The sequence below is a fragment of the Psychrobacter sp. Ps4 genome, from assembly GCF_022129285.1.
Classification (GTDB): domain Bacteria; phylum Pseudomonadota; class Gammaproteobacteria; order Pseudomonadales; family Moraxellaceae; genus Psychrobacter; species Psychrobacter immobilis_A.
In genome coordinates, this window is sequence record NZ_JADQAK010000005.1 from 1 (window position 1) to 22,024 (window position 22,024).

The 22,024-nt window shown below is 42.9% G+C and carries 18 protein-coding genes; 5 read left to right on the top strand and 13 right to left on the bottom strand.

Annotation, left to right across the window (positions count from 1 at the left end; all coding sequences use genetic code 11):
• Positions 1 to 115 precede the first annotated feature (115 nt).
• The 5 genes from mpl to erpA form a co-directional block, all read right to left on the bottom strand.
• Positions 116 to 1,621, bottom strand: a complete 1,506-nt coding sequence (mpl, locus tag I3252_RS04260) for a UDP-N-acetylmuramate:L-alanyl-gamma-D-glutamyl-meso-diaminopimelate ligase (RefSeq protein ID WP_238034330.1) — start codon at positions 1,619 to 1,621, stop codon at positions 116 to 118.
• 426 nt (positions 1,622 to 2,047) lie between these two features.
• Positions 2,048 to 2,686, bottom strand: coding sequence for a copper resistance protein NlpE N-terminal domain-containing protein (locus I3252_RS04265; RefSeq protein ID WP_087814970.1), 639 nt, complete (start codon positions 2,684 to 2,686; stop codon positions 2,048 to 2,050).
• A gap of 488 nt (positions 2,687 to 3,174) precedes the next feature.
• Positions 3,175 to 3,702 (bottom strand): disulfide bond formation protein B, encoded by a 528-nt coding sequence (locus tag I3252_RS04270; RefSeq protein WP_238034331.1) that lies wholly within the window; start codon positions 3,700 to 3,702, stop codon positions 3,175 to 3,177.
• Positions 3,703 to 3,785: 83 nt separating this feature from the next.
• Positions 3,786 to 5,360, bottom strand: a complete 1,575-nt coding sequence (gene gshA / locus I3252_RS04275) for a glutamate--cysteine ligase (RefSeq protein ID WP_201615142.1) — start codon at positions 5,358 to 5,360, stop codon at positions 3,786 to 3,788.
• 349 nt (positions 5,361 to 5,709) lie between these two features.
• A complete protein-coding gene (gene erpA, locus I3252_RS04280) occupies positions 5,710 to 6,090 on the bottom strand; it encodes an iron-sulfur cluster insertion protein ErpA (RefSeq protein WP_045443732.1) in 381 nt (126 codons plus the stop codon).
• A gap of 467 nt (positions 6,091 to 6,557) precedes the next feature.
• On the opposite strand from erpA, the gene I3252_RS04285 reads away from it, so the two are divergent.
• Positions 6,558 to 8,579, top strand: a complete 2,022-nt coding sequence (locus tag I3252_RS04285) for an ATP-binding cassette domain-containing protein (protein ID WP_238034332.1) — start codon at positions 6,558 to 6,560, stop codon at positions 8,577 to 8,579.
• A 111-nt stretch (positions 8,580 to 8,690) separates the two neighbouring features.
• Here I3252_RS04285 and I3252_RS04290 read toward each other — a convergent pair whose 3' ends face one another.
• Entirely contained in the window at positions 8,691 to 9,053 is a 363-nt protein-coding gene (locus tag I3252_RS04290; RefSeq protein ID WP_045442968.1) for a septal ring lytic transglycosylase RlpA family protein, read from the bottom strand.
• 572 nt (positions 9,054 to 9,625) lie between these two features.
• On the opposite strand from I3252_RS04290, the gene I3252_RS04295 reads away from it, so the two are divergent.
• Entirely contained in the window at positions 9,626 to 10,609 is a 984-nt protein-coding gene (locus I3252_RS04295) for a DnaJ C-terminal domain-containing protein (RefSeq protein ID WP_045442971.1), read from the top strand.
• Positions 10,610 to 10,701: 92 nt separating this feature from the next.
• Positions 10,702 to 11,025, top strand: a complete 324-nt coding sequence (locus I3252_RS04300) for a chaperone modulator CbpM (RefSeq protein WP_060490155.1) — start codon at positions 10,702 to 10,704, stop codon at positions 11,023 to 11,025.
• Between the two features lie 93 nt (positions 11,026 to 11,118).
• Here I3252_RS04300 and sstT (I3252_RS04305) read toward each other — a convergent pair whose 3' ends face one another.
• From sstT (I3252_RS04305) to I3252_RS04325, 5 genes are all read right to left on the bottom strand, one after another.
• Entirely contained in the window at positions 11,119 to 12,321 is a 1,203-nt protein-coding gene (gene sstT, locus I3252_RS04305) for a serine/threonine transporter SstT (RefSeq protein ID WP_060490156.1), read from the bottom strand.
• A gap of 215 nt (positions 12,322 to 12,536) precedes the next feature.
• A complete protein-coding gene (gene sstT / locus I3252_RS04310; protein WP_045442977.1) occupies positions 12,537 to 13,739 on the bottom strand; it encodes a serine/threonine transporter SstT in 1,203 nt (400 codons plus the stop codon).
• 216 nt (positions 13,740 to 13,955) lie between these two features.
• Entirely contained in the window at positions 13,956 to 14,444 is a 489-nt protein-coding gene (locus I3252_RS04315; protein ID WP_238034333.1) for a DNA polymerase III subunit chi, read from the bottom strand.
• Between the two features lie 36 nt (positions 14,445 to 14,480).
• Positions 14,481 to 16,160, bottom strand: a complete 1,680-nt coding sequence (locus I3252_RS04320) for a leucyl aminopeptidase (protein ID WP_201602616.1) — start codon at positions 16,158 to 16,160, stop codon at positions 14,481 to 14,483.
• 190 nt (positions 16,161 to 16,350) lie between these two features.
• Complete coding sequence (locus I3252_RS04325) at positions 16,351 to 16,971, bottom strand: cysteine hydrolase family protein (RefSeq protein ID WP_238034334.1); 621 nt, start codon at positions 16,969 to 16,971, stop codon at positions 16,351 to 16,353.
• Between the two features lie 565 nt (positions 16,972 to 17,536).
• On the opposite strand from I3252_RS04325, the gene lptF reads away from it, so the two are divergent.
• A complete protein-coding gene (gene lptF / locus I3252_RS04330) occupies positions 17,537 to 18,832 on the top strand; it encodes an LPS export ABC transporter permease LptF (protein WP_238034335.1) in 1,296 nt (431 codons plus the stop codon).
• Positions 18,832 to 20,058: an LPS export ABC transporter permease LptG gene (gene lptG, locus I3252_RS04335; RefSeq protein WP_238034336.1), complete on the top strand. Its 1,227-nt coding sequence runs from the start codon at positions 18,832 to 18,834 to the stop codon at positions 20,056 to 20,058. The genes lptF and lptG overlap by 1 nt, the downstream gene beginning before the upstream one ends.
• Positions 20,059 to 20,136: 78 nt before the next feature.
• On the opposite strand, the gene I3252_RS04340 is transcribed toward lptG, so the two are convergent.
• Together I3252_RS04340 and I3252_RS04345 are read right to left on the bottom strand one after the other, a co-directional pair.
• Positions 20,137 to 20,745, bottom strand: a complete 609-nt coding sequence (locus tag I3252_RS04340; RefSeq protein ID WP_193216891.1) for a methyltransferase — start codon at positions 20,743 to 20,745, stop codon at positions 20,137 to 20,139.
• Positions 20,746 to 20,885: 140 nt separating this feature from the next.
• A complete protein-coding gene (locus tag I3252_RS04345) occupies positions 20,886 to 22,022 on the bottom strand; it encodes an SEC-C metal-binding domain-containing protein (protein ID WP_226950278.1) in 1,137 nt (378 codons plus the stop codon).
• Positions 22,023 to 22,024 lie beyond the last annotated feature (2 nt).

Below are 22,024 nucleotides of genomic sequence, written 5' to 3' on the forward strand. Positions count from 1 at the left end.
TGCCATTTCGCTTGTTTTAAAACGATTGTATCTTATTTAAAAAGAACTGACTATAAGCAACGCTCTTATTTGACACTAGAACTAGACCAGCTAGATTATTTGTTGCGTAGCTTTATTAAGTGGCTTTATTACGTAGCGCAGTTAATAAGCGTTGATGAATACCTTCAAAACCGCCATTCGACATAATCACAATGGCGTCACCCGCTTTTGCGTGCGTGTCGATATGCTTGATGATAGCATCGATACTAGAGAGCACCTGTTGGTTACCCATGTTAGGATTTGCGCTATTGGCATTTTCAATGACTTCTTTTAAACCCCACTCCAGTCCTGTCGGCTCATACCATAAGGTATGATCGGCGAGAGCAGCAGACTCAGCCAAGCTGTCTTGATGAATGCCCATTTTCATGGTGTTACTACGTGGTTCAATAATCGCCCAAATGCGTCTGTTCACCAGTTTCTTCTTGGCACCATCTAAAGTAGTAGTAATGGCTGTAGGATGATGGGCAAAATCATCAAAGACTAAGATATCATTGACATCGCCAATCAGCTCCATCCGACGTTTAATGCCAGCAAATGCTGATAACGCCGCGCACGCAGTTTTTACACTGACGCCGATGTTATAAGCCGCTGCGATAGCAACCAAGGCGTTATTCACATTATGCATGCCGCTCATCGACCAATCGACGACTCCCGTGGCTTCTTCATCAGCAATATCAGCCGCAAAACTAACCGCAAATTGACCACCATCTTCGCTGATAAGCTCAGCCTGCCAATCGCTACTATCTTTCACATGCTTATCTTTTGCGTGGGTATTATCTGCCGCTGAATTCAATACTGCGGTCCGCCAAACGGGTGTCCAAACCCCTTTCGCTAACGTCTCCTCTAAGCTGGCAGTCGCTGTGGGCATAATGATTTTGCCCGTACTTGGAATCATGCGCACCATATGATGGAATTGGGTCTGAATAGCCTCAAGATCCGCAAAAATATCCGCATGATCAAATTCTAGGTTGTTTAAAATAGCCGTACGCGGACGGTAATGAACGAACTTTGAACGCTTATCAAAAAATGCAGAATCGTATTCATCCGCTTCGATAACGAAATAGCCAGTATTTACCGAATCGTCATTATCAATTTTATCCGCACCCAAATAACTGCTGTGAGCGAAGACGTGCTGTAAATGCTCATCAGTGGTATCAACCAGTGGCACACCGCCGATTAAAAACCCAGTGTCGATACCCGCATAGTGCAATATCCAAGCGAGCATAGTCGTCGTTGTGGTTTTACCGTGAGTACCGGCAACGGCTATCACATGACGCGATTGTAATACCTGCTCAGATAAAAACTGTGGTCCTGAGGTATAGCGTAGACCTGTGTCCAGCATATATTCGATGACATCCATACCGCGCTTCATGGCATTACCAACGACGACTAAATCTGGTGCTGGTTGTAAATGCTCTACCAGATAGCCTTGCTCAATGGTCACGCCCGCGTTTTCCAGTTGGGTGGACATCGGCGGATAAACGTTGGCATCTGAGCCCGTGACCGTATGTCCAAGCTCGCGCGCTAGCAATGCCAGTGAGCCCATAAAAGTACCACAAATACCAAGAATATGAATATGCATAGACGTTCCGTACGAGCTTAAATTAAAAGAATAAAAATGGAGCATTATCCCAAAAGTTACCGATATTAACCGTGGTTTATTCTAGGATACGCTCAACCTAATGATCATCAGTCTTGGCTATAATTAAAATATTATAAATGGTGACGATGTTAACCGTGCTTCATGTACCAAACGTACTATTGACGCCCGCTTGCCTTACCTCTACTTTATATTGCTTCGACACTATATTCTGTCACAAAAACAGCATAGGATCGCCAAATAGCAGCGTCGAAAACGAGCACTTATTGTAAAGTAAACACCGCATGATGACCAATAAAAAACGCCCAACAAGTAGGCGTTATTAAAAGGATGGTTTTGCTCATTGAGCATCACTATATTCAGAGCACCTAAAATTTAGAGCATCTAAATGTTTATGCCGCTATTTTATTATTTACGCGACAGGGTATAGTCATTGTTAGGTTTTTTATGTTCATCCATTAAGACAAGATGATTGTCTTGAATATGATACGCTTCAATGTTTTTGTCTTCATAGACAATCGTAATCATATCATTGTCTTGACGATAAACACCAGGCTCAAACAGGGGTGCATTCGGCATTTCGGGATTGTTATCTATACTGGTTTTTAGCACTGAACCATCAGCGAATAAATTCAATGTAATATCCGTGCTATCACAAGATTTACAGGGTACCATGCCACCATAATCGCCCATTAACGTGGCTTGTAACGTGCCATTACGCGGCTCTGAGCGTGTCAGCGATTGATGTGGATATGCACCGTTACTCGATTGGGCAGCCGCAATCAGCGATTGTCCTTCTGACACTTTATCTAGCTCACTACCCGCATTTAATAGATTGGTCTCTGACAAGTTCTCTGCGCTAGCTTGTGCGCTGTTCTCTTCTACATGATCGATAGGGGCGACCTTAGTCGTCATACCTTTATCGCCGCTAGACGAGGTACTATCACAGCCGATGAGCAGCACACAGAGGGGCAGCGCTAGCAAACAACGACCACCGCGTTTGAGGATAGTTAGCGTGTTAGAACAAGTAGGCAAAAAATATATCATGGTCACACCAAAAAACAGTTTTTTAATAGTCATTCCAAAGATTATCGACACTATCGACAACTCAATACGTTGTCAAAAAGGAAGGATAATAGGAAGTATAAATGTTTAAATTAGAGTAGAAGACTACGAGACTACAAGTGCCATCTGAGGCTAGGCGGCGAGAAGAAGCTATCGGTAGCCTATCGCCAATCAGTCAACAGTGATGGATATTTAAAACGCTATTTTACCCATCAAAAAGCAAATAAACTGTGTCAAGATATCAAAGGTTAAAGATATCTCTGTGGCCTTTTTGTTATGATAGGTTTAGCCAAGAGCTAAGAATAATGGTTTAACATTGATAGATATGACGAACAAAAATTATCGGAGATATTTAATAGTGGCTCATTAAAGAACAGACGTTTAGTAATAAACACGCCTGTTCGTTTGGAAAAATGGATCTAGCAAAAACAAAGGATATAGCAAAAAGCAACGTAGGGGCTAATTCGCTATCAAGCAAGGCGGCTAGGGGCAACAGGTCGTAAAATGCGCCATAATATCAACACGTGTACCACCAATAGCAGACTAAATAGAATCAAAGATTGTTCAGGAATACTCAGACCCATAAATGTCCACTCAACAGAGGCACATTCGCCAGAACCTGCAAAAACTTCTTTAAATACTTGCAAAATCGGTAGCGTATCTAACCAATAATCCAGCCCCGGACCACAAGAAGGTACTTGATCGGCAGGCAGATGCTGTAGCCAAACATGTCGTCCAGCCACGGTGGTCGCCCAGCCGATACCTGCTAAGCTACCAAGCCACAATACCAGTCTAACTGCCTTAGATTTAGGGTTGAATAATGCGGCTATCAAAGCAAAACTGCCCATGATTATGAGGCCAATACGCTGAAAAATACACAATGGGCAAGGCGAAAATCCCATATAGCGCTGTAAAAAAAACAGCGCAAAACTCATACCTATTACGGCTATTATCACCAAAAATATTTGCAAATTGCGGTAAGTGGTCAGCTTTAGCATCGGGCAGTTACTCTTATAAAGTAGTCATCTATACACGTTAAGTGGCGGTCAGAATTTAGTACTCAAAACTCAGCAATCAAAGCTTAGCGATATTGCTGTAAAAATTCCATAAAATCTTCAGTTTCGGCTTTTTCAATCTCAGCTTGCTGTAATATTGATTTTTCTGCCAACACTTCATATTTGGCTTGAGTGTTTGGACTAAGCGTTTGCTGTAATAAAGACTCACGATGCTGCTGCGCCAAGGTAAAGCCAAGCTGCCATAAGCTGCCTAAACGCTGACTATCAGAGTTCACTTGTGCTGAAATGGTCGATTCTGAGTGCCCTGCTTTCCCTTGCATTAACGCGACTGCTGCTCGGTAATCGTTGCCGCCATAATGCGCATCAAGTAGCGCGGCAAGTGGTTGCATACGTTCTAAGTGCACCAGCATCCAGCTCTCAAGCAGTTGCTCTTCGCCGTTGTTTATAATGTGTAAGCCTTCGCGGCGACCTTCGTTTACCACGCGCTCAAGATTGATGGCTAAGGTCTCTTCTTCCTCAGGTAATAGATCAGGTGAGTCGCTCAGCAGACAGTACAGCGCCATGACCTCTAAGAAACAGGCGCTAGATAGACGAATACCGACATCGCTATAAGGGTCTAGATCGATTGCACGGAACTCAACATAGGCGATACCGCGGCGCTCTAATGCTTCGGTCGGTGTCTCGCCGCTCATCGCGATTTGTTTGGGACGAATAGGGCTATAGTATTCATTTTCTATTTGTAAAATATGATTGTTGATTTGGATAGGGTTGCCATCGGCATCATCTAAGCCAAGCTTGGCAAAGCTTTCGTGCGGAGTCTGAATCGCACGGCGCAGTCCATCGACATACTCTGGCAGATAGTTATAACGAATATCGAGCTGTTCTTGCACACTATTGGTATAACCAAGCTTGCCCATACGTAGGCTGGTGGCAGCAGGCTTATAGTAGGTTGAGTCGTTTAGCAGCTCTAAATCATGCTCACGACCAGCTAAGAAACAAGGACAAACGCTAGGGCTAGCACCCAGTAAATACAGTACCAAACTGGTCAGCCGCTTAAAGTTACGGATAAGCCCTAAGTATTTTTCGTTTTTAAATTCTGTCAGCGTTTGCGCTTGTGCAGCAGGCATTTCAGCTTGCCAGACTTCAAATAGTCCATCACCAAAAGACAAGTTATAATGTAAACCTGCAATCGTTTGCATGCGCCGACCATAGCGGATACCAAGCCCGCTACGGTATAGCGTCTTGAGCTTACCTGTATTAGAGCTGCCATAATCAGCCAGTGGGATGTCTTCATCATTCGATGACAGCATACAAGGCATAGACAGCGGCCACATCAGCTCACCCTCAGGCATGGCTTGATAGACCAATACATGCAACTGACGCAGCATGTTTAGCGTCTCTTTTGGTGAGGTTTTGGGGTCAGTAATTAGCTCAAGTAGGCTTTCTGAATAATCAGTTGTGATAAACGGATGGGTGAGCTTTGAGCCAAGTTTGGCTGGATGCGGTGTCTGAGCCAAGTAGCCATCGGGTCTTACGCGCAGCCCTTCTTTTTCGATACCGCGGAGCATGCCCGTTAAATGCTTGCTATCAAACCAATTAGGAATGTCAAAATTCACAAAGCTACTCGCAAAATTACTCATAATAGTCATCTATTGTTATTTATTATGGCGGCACAAAACACGACTGGCGTTTGACCATAATGAAGGTAAATATTGGATTAAGAATGCCGTCAGTTTAGCTCAAAGCTGCCCTGAAAACCACGGACAATTACAAATACGATAAGCTTTACAGGCGCTCATTCATCTTGATTTTAATAGGTATTTCAATAAAAAATTTTATGAACAGCGCGTTACTGTTTTCTAAAAAACGCATAAAACAAGAAGCATCTACCTACGAGATAGATGCTTCAAAAGTACGACGTTAAGCTGTTTATGATAGCGTTGACTAACGAGGAAGGTATCTTGATCAAAAGTCATGCGTCTCGCCAACTTAAATAGAGAAGGATGAGCCACAGCCACACGTGGTGGTGGCATTTGGATTGGTGACGATAAAGCGTGCGCCCTCTAATCCCTCAGTATAGTCAACGGTAGAGCCTTGTAAATACTGATAGCTTAGTGAATCGACGACCAAGGTTACATCGTCATTATCAAAATTGGCATCGTCTTCATTCAGCTCATTGGCGAAGTTAAAGCCGTAAGAAAAACCTGAGCAGCCGCCGCCCGTCACATAGACACGTAACATCAGATCGCTATCGCCTTCTTCTTCACGTAGACGGCGCACCTTTTGTGCAGCGCTATCGGTTAAGCTTAAAACAGTTGGGTCTACTGGCTGGCTGGCGCTTGGATTAAATTGGTTGGCTGATTCGTTCATATCTACCTCAGTTGCTAGGATCAAATGCGGTCGTCCAGTTAGGGTTTGCAATGAAATAGTTGCAAATAAAGATACGCACGGCGTTTGATTCAATTGGGTGCTGTTATTATGGCGCTGCTATTGGTATGACTAATGGCGCATTATAAATATGATATCTGTGTCATTACAACGATTTGGTTGATAACGGGCACTTATCTCATCGCAGTATATCATAATGGGGGTATTGATTCGTTTGTCAAGAGTGACGCTACTGGCTGAAGGTGGCTGATTGATACTAGCAGTTATTATCCCCATAAACTCATGCTAAGAGAAAGACTTTTTGTGCGAATAAACACTTGGTTTTGAAATAGTTATTTAATCGTTTGCCTATGGGGCAAGCGTTTGAAATAATAGCCGCCAGTTAACATGCCAGATGTGTGTTTTTTATTGCCTTATATTTTATATTACTGTTGAGTTGAAGAGATTATATGATCGAATTTAAAGACGTTGGTGTTCGCCGTGATGGTCGTGAGTTGTTTGCAGGGGCAAGCTTCCAGCTACATCCGGGCCACAAAGTTGGCTTGACGGGCAACAACGGCACCGGCAAATCTACCTTATTTGCCTTATTGTTGACGCGAATGGGCAGAGGAGATACCGAGGTCACGCTTGATAGAGGTGAAGTCAGTATTCCTGATAGCTGGCATGTGGCACACATGGCTCAGGAAGTCGGCGCTACGACGCAGTCTGCGATTGATTATGTATTGAGCGGTGATGAGCAGTGGTATGAGATTAATGCTTCTTTGAATGATTTGAGTAGCGTCAGTGATGAGCAGATCGGGGTATTGCATCAGCAGTTTGATGAAATTGATGGCTATCGTACACCGACTAAAGCGGCACAAATCATGGCAGGTCTTGGTTTTAATACCAGCCAGCATGAATTACCCGTAGAAGGGTTTTCGGGTGGTTGGCGCATGCGTCTAAACCTTGCCAAAACCTTGATGAGCCGTGCGGACTTAATGTTACTCGATGAGCCGACCAACCATTTGGATTTGGATGCGATTCTTTGGTTAGAGACTTGGATCAATGCCTATACTGGTCTGGTCATCGTCATCTCGCATGACCAAGCTTTTTTGGATGCCACGGTTGGTCATATCTTGCACGTCGAACAACAAAAAATCACCCTTTATACCGGTAACTATCAGCAGTTTATTCGCACGCGTCACGAACGTATGGCACAGCAGCAGCAAGCGTTTGAAAAACAAGAAGCGACTAAAGCACATTTGGATGACTTTATTCGTCGTTTCCGTGCCAAAGCCAGTAAGGCTAAGCAAGCACAAAGCCGTATCAAGCAGCTTGAGCGCATGGCTGAGCTGTCACCAATGATGGCGGATAACCCATTCTCTTTCCGCTTTTATGAGCCAGCAAATATGAGCTCACCACTGATTGAGCTGACCAAAGCGGATATTGGCTATAGCGATACGCCACTTCTATATAATGCCAATGTGCAAGTAACGCCGGATACGCGTCTTGGTTTGCTAGGTATGAATGGCGCAGGTAAATCAACATTGATTAAGGCATTGGTCGGTGAGCTTGGCGTATTAACAGGGACGTATCGTGTTTCGGATACCCTGAAATTAGGCTACTTCAACCAGCATCAAATGGATATCTTGGATGCCAAGGCAACACCGATAGAGATGTTGCGTCGTCTAGCCGGTAAAACCTCTGATGCGATGCTACGCTCGTTTTTGGGTAGTTTCGACTTCCGCGGTGAGCGTATCGATACGCCGAGTGAGCTATTCTCAGGTGGCGAGCGTGCGCGTCTGACCTTGGCATTGATTGTTTGGCAACGTCCGAACGTTCTGGTACTCGATGAGCCGACCAACCATTTGGACTTACAAATGCGCCAAGCGCTGACCATCGCCTTGCAAGGATTTGAGGGGGCAGTGGTACTGGTTTCGCATGATCGTGAGTTGATTGCCAACGTCTGTGATGAGCTGTTTTTGGTACATGATGGTCAAATCGAGGAGTTTGATGGTGACATCAGCGACTACGGTAAGTGGCTGGCAGAAAAGCGTAAACAAGAGAACTCATCAGATAAAAGTACCAGTAAGAAGAAAAGTAAAAAAGAGAGTAAGAAATTCGTTTCACGTGAAACAGATAATGGTCAAGTGAGTAATAAAGCACCTAATAATTTATCAGAAAGTAAAGCGACGACGCCTACGCTTAGTAAAGATGCGCAGCGCAAATTGGCGGCTGAACAACGCAAACTCACCGCGCCTATTCGCCGTGAGATAGAAGAGATAGAAAAGGCATTGGCTAAAATTGATAAGCAGCTCGTGACGCTTGAAGAAAAACTGGCTGATACGGATTTGTACGAAGAAGGTCGCAAGTCTGATTTGCTGTTATTACTTAATGAGCAAACGGCATTGCAGCAGCAGCACAGTGACAATGAAGAAAAACTATTACTTTTGATGACGACATTAGAAGAAATGGAAGCGGGTTTTGAGTAGAGAGCTGTTCGCTATAGTACATAGCAGGTTTTGATTGTTTTTTAAGCTATTTTTACTTGATAAAGACAGTCACAAAAAAGGGAAAGCGCTGGCTCTCCCTTTTTTATTACGTTATTCCTTACGGTATTTACCATCACCATAAGACAGTATTTCCATTGTGGTCGTACATAACTGACAGTTTATTTGACCAGCAGCGGCTTTCGATAAATCCAAAATACGACCCCGAATGAAAGGGCCTCTATCGGTAATTTTTACGATTACACTCTGCTTTGTCTTCTTGTTGGTCACTTGTACCTTCGTACCAAACGGCAACGTGCGATGCGCAGCGGTCAAAGAGTTCATGTTGAAGATACTACCACTAGCAGTGCGTTTACCGTGGAACTGACTGCCATAATAACTGGTGTTTCCAGCAAAAACTGTGGTACTCAGCAATAGTGATAATGTGATAACCAAAGACTTGATTAAATAAGACATTTAATACCTTTAAGCAATTTATAAAATAGACAGATACACTTGCCTATGTTATTCATACTCCCTATGAGTATAAACAATATATTCATTTTACAACACATACTTTGTCATATTCTTACGGTTCTGTAAAAGAACTACCAAGGTCAAAATGCTCATTTATGCACGCTAGCTAGTGAATACCAGTGATCTGTATGTAATTGTTTTAAATAATGATTTACATTGTTAATGGTATTTTTGGCTTGACTCTCTATTTTTTCATTAGGGCGAGTGTTAAATTGATATGACGTCTGTGGCTATCAAAGAATAGTAATGCCAGAATTATAGAGAAATATGCCAATGCAGTGACAAAGGCGAATCATAATGTATTAAGTGCTTCAAACAACTTAAACACTGCTGTTGTTCGGCACTATTACTGGTAATATTTGTATAACGGTATTGAATTTTTATATTACTATCATTATTAGATAGACTATCGTTACCACCTGTTATGTCGCAGTCGAATAAATTTCCATACCATATCGTTTAAAATGGGCATACCAGTATCATTAACATGCTTTTATGTTGAGGACAAAAACATGGCAGAGAAAAATTACTATGACATTTTAGGGGTCAAAAAAGACGCGTCAGCTGCAGATATTAAAAAAAGATACCGTAAGCTTGTCCGTCAATATCACCCTGATGTGAGCGATGATCCAGATGCAGACAATAAGATTGCTGAGATTAATAATGCTTACGAAACCATTAGAGATAAAGAAAAGCGTGCCGAATATGACGCCATGTTAGACAATCCCTTTGCTGGTCAAAGTGGTGGTTTTGGTGGTCAATCTGCAAGTGGCGGGCAAGGCGGCTATCGCTGGGAAGATATCAAAGATCAGTTTGGTGAAGGCGAAGCTTATGGCGATGGTGGCTTCCGCTTCGATGACATCTTTTCGGCATTTGGTCGCGGTGCACGTGGTTCAGCGGGTGGACAATCGCAGCGTGGTGGTTTTGGCTCGCAAGATAGCAAAGGTCAAGATCAACATGCAGAGATTACGGTTGATTTGGCGTCCGTTTATAACGGCGATGACTACAGCATTAAGTTGAATGTCCCTATTCGTCAACCGAATGGCAGTGTCGAGTATGACAACAAAACGCTGAAAATTAAAATCCCTAAAGGCATCACTGATGGCAAGCAAATTCGCCTAGCAGGGCAAGGTGCCGCTGGTATTGGTGGCGGAAAAAATGGCGATTTATTTTTAAAAGTAAAAATCCGTCATGCAGACAATATCCGTATCGAAGGCGCTGATGTTTATCAAACCGTCAATATAGCGCCATGGGAAGCGGCGTTGGGCGAAAAAATCAACGTCAGTACGCCAGCTGGTACGCTTGCTGTGACTGTACCTAAGAACAGCAAGTCTGGTAGCAATTTACGTCTAAAAGGTAAAGGTATCCCTGCTAAGCAAGCGGGTGATTTGTATCTAACCTTAAACATCGTGAACCCTGATATCAGCACTGAGGCTGCGACCCAAGCTTATGAGCAACTAAAACAAGCCTTTGCCGATATCAATATTAGTCGTTAATGGCCACCAAAAATTACTCACATTGAAACATTGTAATAGAGATGAAGACCATACGATAACGATGAAATAAAGAGCAAACGAGGATAATAGCTATGAAACACTCGCCTGAATTTACCGACATTATCATGAGCTTGGATGAGCTGGTATCTGCCTGTGGCCAAGAGCGCCAATGGGTCATCGAATTGATTGAAGAGGACATCATCGAATATGATGTGCCGGAACGTGAGCAGTTCACTGGTTATCAGCTGACGACAGTGCGCCGTGCCTCGCGCCTTAGCCGCGACTTTGAAGCCAGTGTTCCTGCGATTGGCTTGATACTTGAGTTATTGGATGAGCTCGAACAATTACGCCAATTTAAACGCCAATTAGACATGCAGACACCAGTGATTGAAATTGAAATCGATCCTTTAAAATAATTTATTTCCCCTTTATTCAGTACGTAAAAAATCAGCACAAAAAAAAGGGTCTCTAAAATGAGACCCTTTTTTTACAAATAATATATTTAGCGTTTAACGCGCATATTTTGGATCAGCGGCTGCGGTAAACAGTACATCCGTTGAAGAATTCAACGCCGTTTCTGCCGAATCCTGTATCACACCAATAATAAAGCCAATCGCTACCACTTGCATGGCGATATCGTTTGGAATGCTAAATAAGCTCGCTGCCAATGGTATAAGCAATAATGAACCACCAGCGACACCAGAGGCACCGCAGGCACTAATGGTTGCAACCAAACTGAGTAGCAGTGCTGAGGCAAAGGTCACTTCAATACCGAGTGTATGCGCGGCTGCAAGCGTTAAGACGTTAATTGTAATCGCCGCGCCGGCCATATTAATGGTCGCACCCAGTGGAATCGTCACCGAATAAGTATCTTCGTGTAGACCCAGTTTGCGGGCAAGGTTCATATTGACTGGAATGTTAGCAGCCGAGCTACGCGTAAAGAATGCGGTAATCCCTGACTCACGCAAGCATTTGAATACTAGCGGATAAGGGTTTTTGCCCGTTTTGATCAGTACAATAATAGGGTTAGCAATCAAAGCGATAAATAGCATACAACCGACCAGTACCATCAAGATACGCGCATAACCTGCCAAAGCCGCAAAGCCTGTCTCAGCGACGGTGTTGGCGACCAAACCCAAGATACCAAAAGGTGCTAGGGCAATGACCCACTTCACCACTTGGGAGATGGCGTCAGAAAAATCACCGACCACAGCGCGTGTGGTATCACTGGCTTGGCGCAGTGCGAAACCGATGATAATTGCCCACGCTAGAATACCAATATAGTTGGCTTCAGCGATGGCATTAACAGGATTGGCAACCAGGTTTAGCAGTAGATTGGTCAGTACTTCTTTAAGGTTGGCTGGTGGGACTTGCTCAATTGTGGCGTTGACCAATACCAGTTCTGTCGGAAATAAAAAGCTCGCGCCAACTGCCGTTAGTGCGGCTAAAAAAGTGCCAAACATATACATGATAAGCACAGGCTTGACGTAAACTTCATTACCGCTGCGATGTTGGCTAATGGCCGCCATGACCAACACAAATACCAGTATCGGTGCAACGGCTTTTAGTGCTCCTACAAATAAGGTACCCAACAATCCTAAGGCAATACCGATATCTGGTGCCAACCAACCTATCAATACTCCCGCTATCAAACCGATAATAATAAGTGGTACTAGACCAATGCGCTTATACATCGCAAAAAATGAATACATCCTTACCCCGACAATCTAATGAATAATAAAAGAGATCAAGCCATTTTATGTTTTTTGCTTTACTAGTCTCATACTCATATAAAGGTAAGATTCGTAAAACAGAATAAAAATGGGTAAATTATAACCAAAAAAAGGGCAGTTAAGCCTTTTTTTTATTTGTATACCTATCAATTAAGGTGATTGGCTTGTTATGGTCGTCTTTAACACACCCAACATTAGCGTGCATATTTTGGATCAGCAGCGGCAGTAAACAAGACGTCTGTTGATGAGTTCAATGCGGTCTCTGCAGAATCTTGCAGCACACTAATAATAAAGCCAATAGCCACCACTTGTAGCGCAATGTCATCAGGAATATTGAATAAACTGGCCGCCAAAGGAATGAGTAGTAATGAGCCACCAGCAACGCCAGAGGTACCGCCAGCACTAATCGTAGCGACTATACTGAGCAGTAATGCTGAGCCAAAGGTCACTTCAATACCGAGTGTATTCGCGGCTGCAAGGGTTAAGACATTAATCGTAATCGCTGCACCTGCCATATTAATAGTGGCGCCTAATGGCAGGGTGACTGAATAAGTATTTTCATGTAAGCCTAATTTGCTGGCAAGGTTCATATTGATAGGAATATTGGCAGCAGAGCTACGGGTAAAAAACGCAGTTATGCCAGATTCACGTAAGCAGGTGAATACCAGTGGATAAGGGTTTTTACCCGTTTTGAAATATACGAGGAGAGGGTTCGTCACCAAAGCAATAAACAACATGCAGCCTATCAATACTAGCAAAATTCGTGCATAGCCCAATAGCGCAGCAAAGCCAGTATCAGCGACGGTATTGGCGACTAATCCCAAAATACCAAAAGGTGCTAGTGCGATGACCCATTTGACTACTTTTGAGATGGCATCTGCAATGTCATTGACAGTGCTGCGAGTCGTCTCGCCAGCTTGTCGTAGCGCAATGCCGATGATAACGGCCCAAGCTAATATACCGATATAATTAGCATTGGCTAGGGCAGCAACTGGATTGGCGACGAGACTGAGTAATAAATTGTTCAATACTTCTTTTAAGTTTGCTGGCGGTACTTGCTCGATGGTCGCATTCACTAACGTCAGTTCGGTGGGGAATAAAAAGCTGGCACCAACAGCGACCAAAGCGGCTATAAAAGTGCCTATCAGATATAAAAACAGCACCGGTTTTACATAGACCTTATTACCGCTACGATGTTGACAGATAGCAGCCATCACTAAGAAAAACACCAATATAGGGGCAACGGCTTTTAGGGCACCTACGAACAGGGTCCCCAAAATCCCTAAGGCAATACCCACACTTGGCGCCAGCCATCCTATCAAAGTACCTAGTACTAAACCGATAACAATCAGCGTTACCAATCCGATTCGTTGGTACATCGCTATTAATGAATGCATTTTTACCCCTTTAGTCCATTTGGAAATAAATATTAGCTTAACAATCGTTAGCTTAACGACCGAAGGATGTTAGCATTTTTTGTGATAAGCGCCTACTGACAGATTTTATAAGGCAGTAGGCAAATATAACGTACTTATAAGCCTCTAAGAATTTTAAAAGTCGACATTTAAGCACAAAAAAACGCCATGACTGGCGTTTGATTTTGTAATAGAAAACTAAACTTTGAAATGGGTAAGCTCATAGCCGAGTTGCTGGTAATGCTTATATTTAGCGCGGCCTGCCTCAGTGCTGACCGTATCAGGTTTGATAAGCTCTAAAATACGAGTGGGCAACGTATTGCTGGTAGCATTTATAAAGTCATTAACGGGAAGTATCGTAGTATTGAGTACGATCCCTTTAAAATCGGCTGGCATATAGCTGGCAAGCAACACTGGTGCTAATAATTGATTATTAATATCAGTATGAACACCGTCAATATCAGTGCCTTCAGGATTAGAATCTAAAAGGCGTTGATGCGGTATAAAGCTCGTATCGTCTTGTGCCCAAAGGGCTTCATCAAGCGTCGACAGCAATGCATCGTCTTTTTCGATAAGAATCAATAACGACTGGCTGCTTTTATTGAGCGCCGTCTGGGTCAGCTGACAAATAAAGCCCAAGAAATCTTGGGCTTTATTCTCAGTTAATACATAAAAGCTAACTTTCATAGAGTGGTTTTCATTGAGTGATGATTCATCAATAGATTATGCCATATTTGCGCTATTTTTTAGGTATTGCATGAATAATGGCACAGGACGACCAGTCGCGGCTTTGTCTTGACCTGAAATCCATGCCGTACCAGCGATGTCTAAATGCGCCCATGCTTGACCTTCTTCGATGAAGCGCGATAAGAAACAGGCAGCAGTCACAGCGCCAGCACCTTTACCACCGATATTTTGAATATCAGCGATAGGGGAGTCAATCTGCGCTTGATATTCGTCATCCATCGGCATGTGCCAGATAAGGTCGCCTGATAGGTTACTGGCGTTTTCTAAGTCAAACAACACATCTTCGTCATTACTAAAGACTGCCGAGCGTACATGACCCAACGCAACCACACAAGCACCAGTCAAGGTTGCGACATCAATGATGGCTTTTGGCTGATAATACTTCTGTACATAGCATAAGGTATCGCACAATACTAAACGACCTTCAGCATCGGTATTTAGGATTTCAACGGACTTACCGTTCATTGCTATGATGATATCTCCTGGGCGCGTTGCCTCTCCTGATGGCATATTTTCAGCACAAGCTAGCGCACCGACGACGTTGATCGGTAGACGCGCTTCACATAATGCTTTCAGGGTACCGAGTACCGCAGCAGAACCGCCCATATCAAATTTCATCTCATCCATCGCCGCACCCGGTTTGATTGAGATACCACCTGAATCGAAGGTGACACCCTTACCAACAAGCACGATAGGCGCATCATTATTTGCAGCATTGGCATTGTCTTCGCTATTCTGTTCAGCATTTTTAGCGGCTTTTTTGCTAGCAGCTTTGGTTGGTAATTTGTCAGCCAACGCTTTGAGGCCGCCAGCTACTTTTGCGCTGTTGGTAATGGCTTTGCTAGTATCACCATCAGTATTGGCGCTAAAGTTAGACTTGCCGCGATACTCCATCAGTACCAGCTTGCCTTCTTTAGTAGAGCCTTGCGCGACCGATAAGAAGCAGTTCATACCCAGTGCTGACATCTCGTCTTCGCCAAGTACCGTTACTTTTAAGAGGTCAGGATAAGTGGCTGCTAATTCCTGTGCTTGCTCAGCCATATATGCTGGGAAACAGATGTTACCCGGCTCATTAGCGACATCACGGGTCAAGCTTTGACCAGTAAAGACCGCTTGTGCAAAGTCTAACGAATCTTTTAAAGACGACTCTGCCAATAAGTAGATATCCGTTAAAACAGGCGTTTGCTGCTCAGATTTGTACTTGTCAAAACGATAGCTTGCTGCCAGTAGGCTCAGCGCAAATTGACTAAACTGGTTTTCTTCTAAGCTATCGCCCAGCGCTACAGTGATAGAGTCGACGCGTTTTTGGGTGCTCTTATAAATGGTCTTAGCAATTTTCTCTAGAACGCTATGACGCAATTTATCAACATTACCCACACCGACCAATAATAGCTGTACTGGATTTTCTTTGGTGGTCTTTTTATCTCCAGCTAAAGCATAGTCAGCGACGGTTTCACAAGCTTTGCCGTTAAAGTGTGATACTTCAATCAATTGCTCAATGCGGGTTTGATAATCGCTCAATACTGACTCAGCTAAGATGTTTTTTTGATCATCAATTAAAACGACAAGGCAGGCCGCGTCTTTACTTTTCGCTTCTTTTTTGAGGATTTTTTGCGTATGGGTTTTTGGCAGTGTTTGGGTTAATTTAATATTCATATATTTATCCTTATTGGGGTTATGACATTATAGTTATGACGTTAACGCTATGAAAATGGCAGATTTTTTTAATTGCTGATACCTGTTAAATTATCAGATTGTTTGGCCAGTCAAGCAATCGCAATAGTGTAGCATATTGCGAGGTGAGTGCGCAGTGAGCAAGGTTTAGGTCATGGGTTCGAACCGTTTACTAGCTATTAACTAACTCATCGGTTGCTATTAAAGCGGCAAATCTATCTTGCAGTGCTGCCATCGCGGTAGCATGCATGATATCAGCGCTGATTTTCTCTTTTTTATAGTCAGGCAGGTCGCGAGTGGCACAAGCATCATGGCAAACAAAACTGTCAAAGCCTAAATCAAAGGCGGCTCTCACGCTTGAGTTAACACACATATGACTCATAAAGCCTGCAAAAATAATTTGCTGTTTTTGTGCAGCTGAAATAAGTGCTTGAAGCTGGGTATCATGGAACGCATTGGGATTTTTTTTGACGATGAAGGTTTCGCCATCCTTTGGTTGTAATTCAGCGATAATCTCGACGTTAGATGATAAGGGATCAAAAACGTTGCCATTATCTGCGCCGTGATGCGCGATATGGAAGACAGGGACGTTCTGTTTACGAGCTTTATCTAGCAATAGACGCGCATTTGTAATGGCGTTCGTACCAGCTTGCCCCAATGGCATCGCACCATCGACATATTCGTTTTGATAGTCAATAAAAACCACGGCGCAATTTGACCAATCGAGCGTATCAAATTGACCGCCAGCAAGTTCAAGTAAAGTAGAAGGGGTAGAACCGAGTTTATTTGTCATTAATATTCTCCATTGGGCGAGATAATTAGGAATTTTTAGTTTTCTCAGTTTAACAAGTAATCCTAATGGTGCGAGGGCAGTGATACGAATGACACACAAAGGTTTCCAAATGACATCAAGTAAAAAATATCATGCAAAGACTTAATAAAAAGGCTTTTTAGATAAGATAAACTAATGAGTCAAGTTCTCATTATTCTTTTCATATCTTATCTATTATTAGTGAGTCATACAGCGTTATAGCAAGATGGACGCAATGTTTGCAAACACATTTCACAGCCATTTTTGAGCAAAATATGCTAGGATTAGCGGTTATCTTTATCGCTAATTTTTACAGCATGTCGCTAACCCGTCTCGCAGATGTTTTCATATCTTTTGCCGTTGCTTTTAGGGCTGTTTAAGTATCTGATTGAGCAGCACGGTCTTGTATTTCTATTGTTCAGTTATCGGTATCAGCTATTGTATTTAGAGCGATCCATAATTGTCAGTGTTTGCCAATAAAGCTGCGATAAATCGTGCGACTATCAACCTTTTTAAAAGAGTGCCCATTGTGATATTACGCCGCTATATGACTCAACAAGTTGCCTCAACGACCGCATTGGTTTTGGGGTTTTTAGTGGTGATGATGCTGGGCGGTCGTTTGATCCGTTACTTTGGGATTGCCGCAGAAGGCAACTTGGACATCAGCTTATTATTTACCATCATTGGTTATAATTTGCCCTACTTTTTAGAGCTTATCCTGCCATTAGCATTTTTTATCGCTTTAATGTTGGTATTCGGGCGTTTGTACGTTGACCAAGAAATGGCGGTCATTAATGCCAGCGGCGTGTCGCGTGGTAAACTTGCCCGTTTTATGACGCCTTTAATCTTGGCGTTGTTCGTTGGTGAAGCGGCTTTATCCATCGTTGGTAAACCGTGGGGCGTACGCTCATCGGAAAGTGTCTGGCAACAGCAGGCATTGACCAGCGCTTTTGATTTAATTCGTCCCAATGAATTTATTAGTAGTGGCAATTATCATTTGTATGTGGGCAGCTTGAGTGATGATAAAAAGCAATTGCAAGATGTGATATTGATTCAATCTGAGCCTGAAAAAAAGGGCAGTGCTGCTAAAAACAACACTGCTAAAGAGGCTGCTGTCGATGTTAAAAATACCATCAATCCAGAAACGGCTGAGCAATTAAATATTTCAGACATGCCAAATATGCCAACTGCGATTACTAATAATACCAACATCAGTAAAGATACTATTACGTTGGCTAAGCGTGCCGAGCAAGTAGACACGGGTAATAGCGGTGTGACCCAATTGGACTTGTTCCAAGGGCGTCGTTATGAAGTCGGTGCTGGCAGTCTGAAATACAATCAAGTGGGCTTTGATCGTTACCGCATTACTTTGACAGAATCCTCAAAAGAAGTCATCACTGAAGATAATATCGAAACGCAAGCGATTGGACCATTATGGCAAGCCGCGATGGGTGGTACGGCAAGTAGTGGCAACTCGCTGCGTGTGGCACAAAGTGAGCTTGGCTACCGTTTGGCATTGCCGTGGTTGATGATCATTGCACCAATGCTCGCTGTACCACTGGCGCAAGTACGTCCGCGTCAAGGTCGCTGGTTACGCCTATTCCCTTCTATTTTATTGTTTGTCAGCTGTGCGCTGGGTATTATTTCACTCAAAAATGCTGTTAGCAAAGGCAGCGTGAGCGTCTGGGCATATGCGTGGCTCATTTTAGGATTTATGGCATTGGCGCTTTATATGAATTGGGGCAGCCGTGTGCAGCATCGATTACGCTTTCGCAAACCGAAGAACACGCCTTTAACGGTTGCCGATCATCAGAGCAGTGGCTCACAAGGAGGGCAGTCCTAATGAGTGCCTTATTTTCTAAATCTTCCAATCCTGACTCGCAAAACGCTCATGCTAAGCACGCTCGCAAACCTGCCAAACTAAAAGTGCTGAGCCGTTACGTCAAGCTGAACGCTTTGCTCGCAATCGTCGGAGCTGTCATAGGCTTGTGGGCATTACAGCTGGTATTCTCTTATTTGTCTGAGCTGGATTCGTTAGATGATAGCTATACGATGGGCGAGGCGATTAAGTATATTTTTTATCGCTCGCCTTATTTTTTAGAGCAATTTATTCCCACTGGCGCATTGCTAGGTGCAGTGGTTGGCTTGGGCTTGCTTGCCAATAAAAGTGAGCTGGTCGTGATGCGCGCCGCTGGCGTCAGCGTTTATCGTATCGTCGGTTGGGTATTGCAGCCTGCTTTGATTTTTGTGTTGCTCGCATTGATTATCAATCAGTTCGTGCTGCCGCACTCTAATCAATTGGCAAAAGAAATCAACGATGAAGACAGCAGTTCATTGGTCACCTCGGTACGCGGTTATTGGACGTTGCAGCCACGCTTTGAGAGTACAAAAGACGGCAGTGCCAAGCCAGATGGTAGCGATATTTTGTATATCGATTATGCTGATGTGCAAGGTAATATCAGCGAAGTTAAACGCTGGCATTTAGACAATAATGGCAATCTGCAAACGGCCATTCACGCTGAGGGTGGTAAATATATTGGTCGTGAACCTGTTAATCCTGCCAGCAGCAAACCGAGCGAGCAATATCGCTATGAGTGGCAGCTGAACAACATGACCAAGCTGATGATTAATCAGGGCTTTGAGAGTAGCCAAGCCATCTCACCGTCAGATACTTTAAGCCTGCCCTTTGCCCCTGAATCGGTATATCTGCTTACCCGTAAAGCCGAAGATTTGTCATTGACTCAGTTGTATGAGCATCGTCAATTTATGCGTCAACAAGGCACGCGCTCGTTAAGTCATGAGCTGGCTTTCTGGCAAAAACTGCTCTCACCGCTATCAATTTTATCGCTGGTGATTGTTGCTTGCTCATTCGTCTTTGGCTCACTGCGTACACATAGCTTGGGCTTGCGTATCGTCGTGGCATTATTGTTTGGCTTGCTATTTAGTTATGTGCAAGACTTGGTTGGCTTTGTCTCATTGGCGACTGGATTTTCGCCGTTATTAATGGTGCTATTGCCTATTATCGCTAGTGCGATATTGGGTGGATATTTGCTTAAACGGCAGACGTAGCGAGATATCATTTGCCATAAAGAAGCCCGCTAAAACTATATGTTTTAGCGGGCTTTTATTTGTGTCATCTTCAAAAATCTAGTCTTTGGTCGCCATCGTAATCGTATAGGTTTTGCCTTGCTTTATTTTGTCGCTATTGCCAAACACTTCGGTAAACGAGCGCTTCACAAACTGACGTAGGCCATTGATTGTCACCACATAAAAACGCCCACCTTTACGCATACGGGCATAGGCATCGAGGAAATATAAATAGTGCTGTTCTTTACCTACTTTGGCTGGCAAGTTTGACATTACCAAGCTAAAGTCTTTGTCTTTTGCCACATGGTTAAAGCCGTTCGATAAATGCACATCGACATTTTTTAGACCATTCTTCTCACAATTTAGGCGTGCATATTCTACCGCCATAAAATCTTTATCAATCAAGGTATGCAGACCGTTCGGACATTCACGCGCCGCCGTCATGCCAAGGACGCCATAGCCACAGCCCAAATCGATCGAATCGTCATCCGCTTCAAAGTCAATATAATCAAGCAGCATCAAGCTACCGTCATCGAGCTTTTGCGGTGAAAAAATGCCCCATGTGGTCGAAAAATCAAATGGCTTACCCAGTACGTCTTGGCGAAAGTTAATATCTTCACGCCAATGTTGGGCATTTTTTAGTAGGTCAGCAGGTGGTCTATGGCTCATGAGCTTCTCGGATAATGGATAAGTAAAAGGTGGTGCATTGCTCAGTTATGCAGCGTGCACATCATACGCGTATTGTAACGAGAAAAGGGTAGGTTTGCAGCATGCTATTGTGGGAAATTGTGGTTGGGTCTAGTCGTAGGCTAGGCTTTATAAATATCTTCGATATTCCAACCTGAAAACTTAACACTATTATCAGCAAGAATATTTCTAGGTACATCTTCAAATAAATCTGAGCCTATACTGAAAAGCTCTTCAATTTTGTCACGCTGTATATCACTTAAGTTTCTCCACCAATCAGGAGAAATAAAAGAATTCTCAGCAGAGCTAAAGAAGAAGTTAACTAAGTAGCTGAACATATCTTTCTTATCTATCTCTAGTAAAGAGTTAATGAAATTATCTATCACTTTTGCTTTTTTTAACCAACTAAAAACTACAAAACCTTTCCTATTACTTGAAAAAGCATTGAATACTAGGTATTCAGGCTTTACCTCTAAATTTGATAAATCTTGTATGTGTTTTCCATTGAAGTCTTGTGTAGGATTAACTGCTGATGAAACTGTAATTGGTATCGGTGATGAGGACTCCATAACTAAGAAATTATAAGAGCGACTGCCTTTGCTTAAAAGTTCAAAATCTATATCATTTTTAATTATATATAAGTCATTAATTGCTGCTTCTAAGCCTAACTGATAAAAGAAATTCTGTTCTTGAATGTTTATTTGAAATACAAGATGTCTTCCTCGATCCATGTTTTTGACAAAATCTGCGACCTCTAAAGCATTCTCTTTAGCATAAATCTCTTTAGTTACTGCTCTATAAGTTAGTGCTATACACTGTTCTTGTGTTCCTAAAAATGGCATATCCTCAAAGCATGAAAATAACTGTTTATCGTGCTTTGAACAGAAGCCCTTGAAAGTAGAAGCTTTACTTATACCTATTTTTTCAAACCTTAGTTTTCCTTTATTTTTTCTATAATTCGCTAAATTCTGTTTTAAACCTAAAACGTGGTTAGTACTATCGGCAATATCAGTTAATCCACTAGATTTGGAGACAGTATGAGCTTTTATTATCTTTGTACATTCTGATTGTAACTCTTGAGGTGCATAGCAAGCTTCTCTCTTTGATATATTTTGCTCATATTCAATTACTTCGCCTGTAGAAATAGGTTTTTGATTTTCGCGATCTAGATGGCAACGTTTAAATTTCAAGCCTGAACCACACCAACATTGATCATTACGACCCAATTTGAGTATTTCATTGATATCAAATGTCATCATAG

Coding starts and splice junctions, on each gene's coding strand:
- mpl (WP_238034330.1), bottom strand. CDS start 1,621: ATGCATATTCATATTCTTGGTATTTGTGGTACTTTTATGGGCTCACTG.
- I3252_RS04265 (WP_087814970.1), bottom strand. CDS start 2,686: ATGATATATTTTTTGCCTACTTGTTCTAACACGCTAACTATCCTCAAA.
- I3252_RS04270 (WP_238034331.1), bottom strand. CDS start 3,702: ATGCTAAAGCTGACCACTTACCGCAATTTGCAAATATTTTTGGTGATA.
- gshA (WP_201615142.1), bottom strand. CDS start 5,360: ATGAGTAATTTTGCGAGTAGCTTTGTGAATTTTGACATTCCTAATTGG.
- erpA (WP_045443732.1), bottom strand. CDS start 6,090: ATGAACGAATCAGCCAACCAATTTAATCCAAGCGCCAGCCAGCCAGTA.
- I3252_RS04285 (WP_238034332.1), top strand. CDS start 6,558: ATGATCGAATTTAAAGACGTTGGTGTTCGCCGTGATGGTCGTGAGTTG.
- I3252_RS04290 (WP_045442968.1), bottom strand. CDS start 9,053: ATGTCTTATTTAATCAAGTCTTTGGTTATCACATTATCACTATTGCTG.
- I3252_RS04295 (WP_045442971.1), top strand. CDS start 9,626: ATGGCAGAGAAAAATTACTATGACATTTTAGGGGTCAAAAAAGACGCG.
- I3252_RS04300 (WP_060490155.1), top strand. CDS start 10,702: ATGAAACACTCGCCTGAATTTACCGACATTATCATGAGCTTGGATGAG.
- sstT (WP_060490156.1), bottom strand. CDS start 12,321: ATGTATTCATTTTTTGCGATGTATAAGCGCATTGGTCTAGTACCACTT.
- sstT (WP_045442977.1), bottom strand. CDS start 13,739: ATGCATTCATTAATAGCGATGTACCAACGAATCGGATTGGTAACGCTG.
- I3252_RS04315 (WP_238034333.1), bottom strand. CDS start 14,444: ATGAAAGTTAGCTTTTATGTATTAACTGAGAATAAAGCCCAAGATTTC.
- I3252_RS04320 (WP_201602616.1), bottom strand. CDS start 16,160: ATGAATATTAAATTAACCCAAACACTGCCAAAAACCCATACGCAAAAA.
- I3252_RS04325 (WP_238034334.1), bottom strand. CDS start 16,971: ATGACAAATAAACTCGGTTCTACCCCTTCTACTTTACTTGAACTTGCT.
- lptF (WP_238034335.1), top strand. CDS start 17,537: ATGACTCAACAAGTTGCCTCAACGACCGCATTGGTTTTGGGGTTTTTA.
- lptG (WP_238034336.1), top strand. CDS start 18,832: ATGAGTGCCTTATTTTCTAAATCTTCCAATCCTGACTCGCAAAACGCT.
- I3252_RS04340 (WP_193216891.1), bottom strand. CDS start 20,745: ATGAGCCATAGACCACCTGCTGACCTACTAAAAAATGCCCAACATTGG.
- I3252_RS04345 (WP_226950278.1), bottom strand. CDS start 22,022: ATGATGACATTTGATATCAATGAAATACTCAAATTGGGTCGTAATGAT.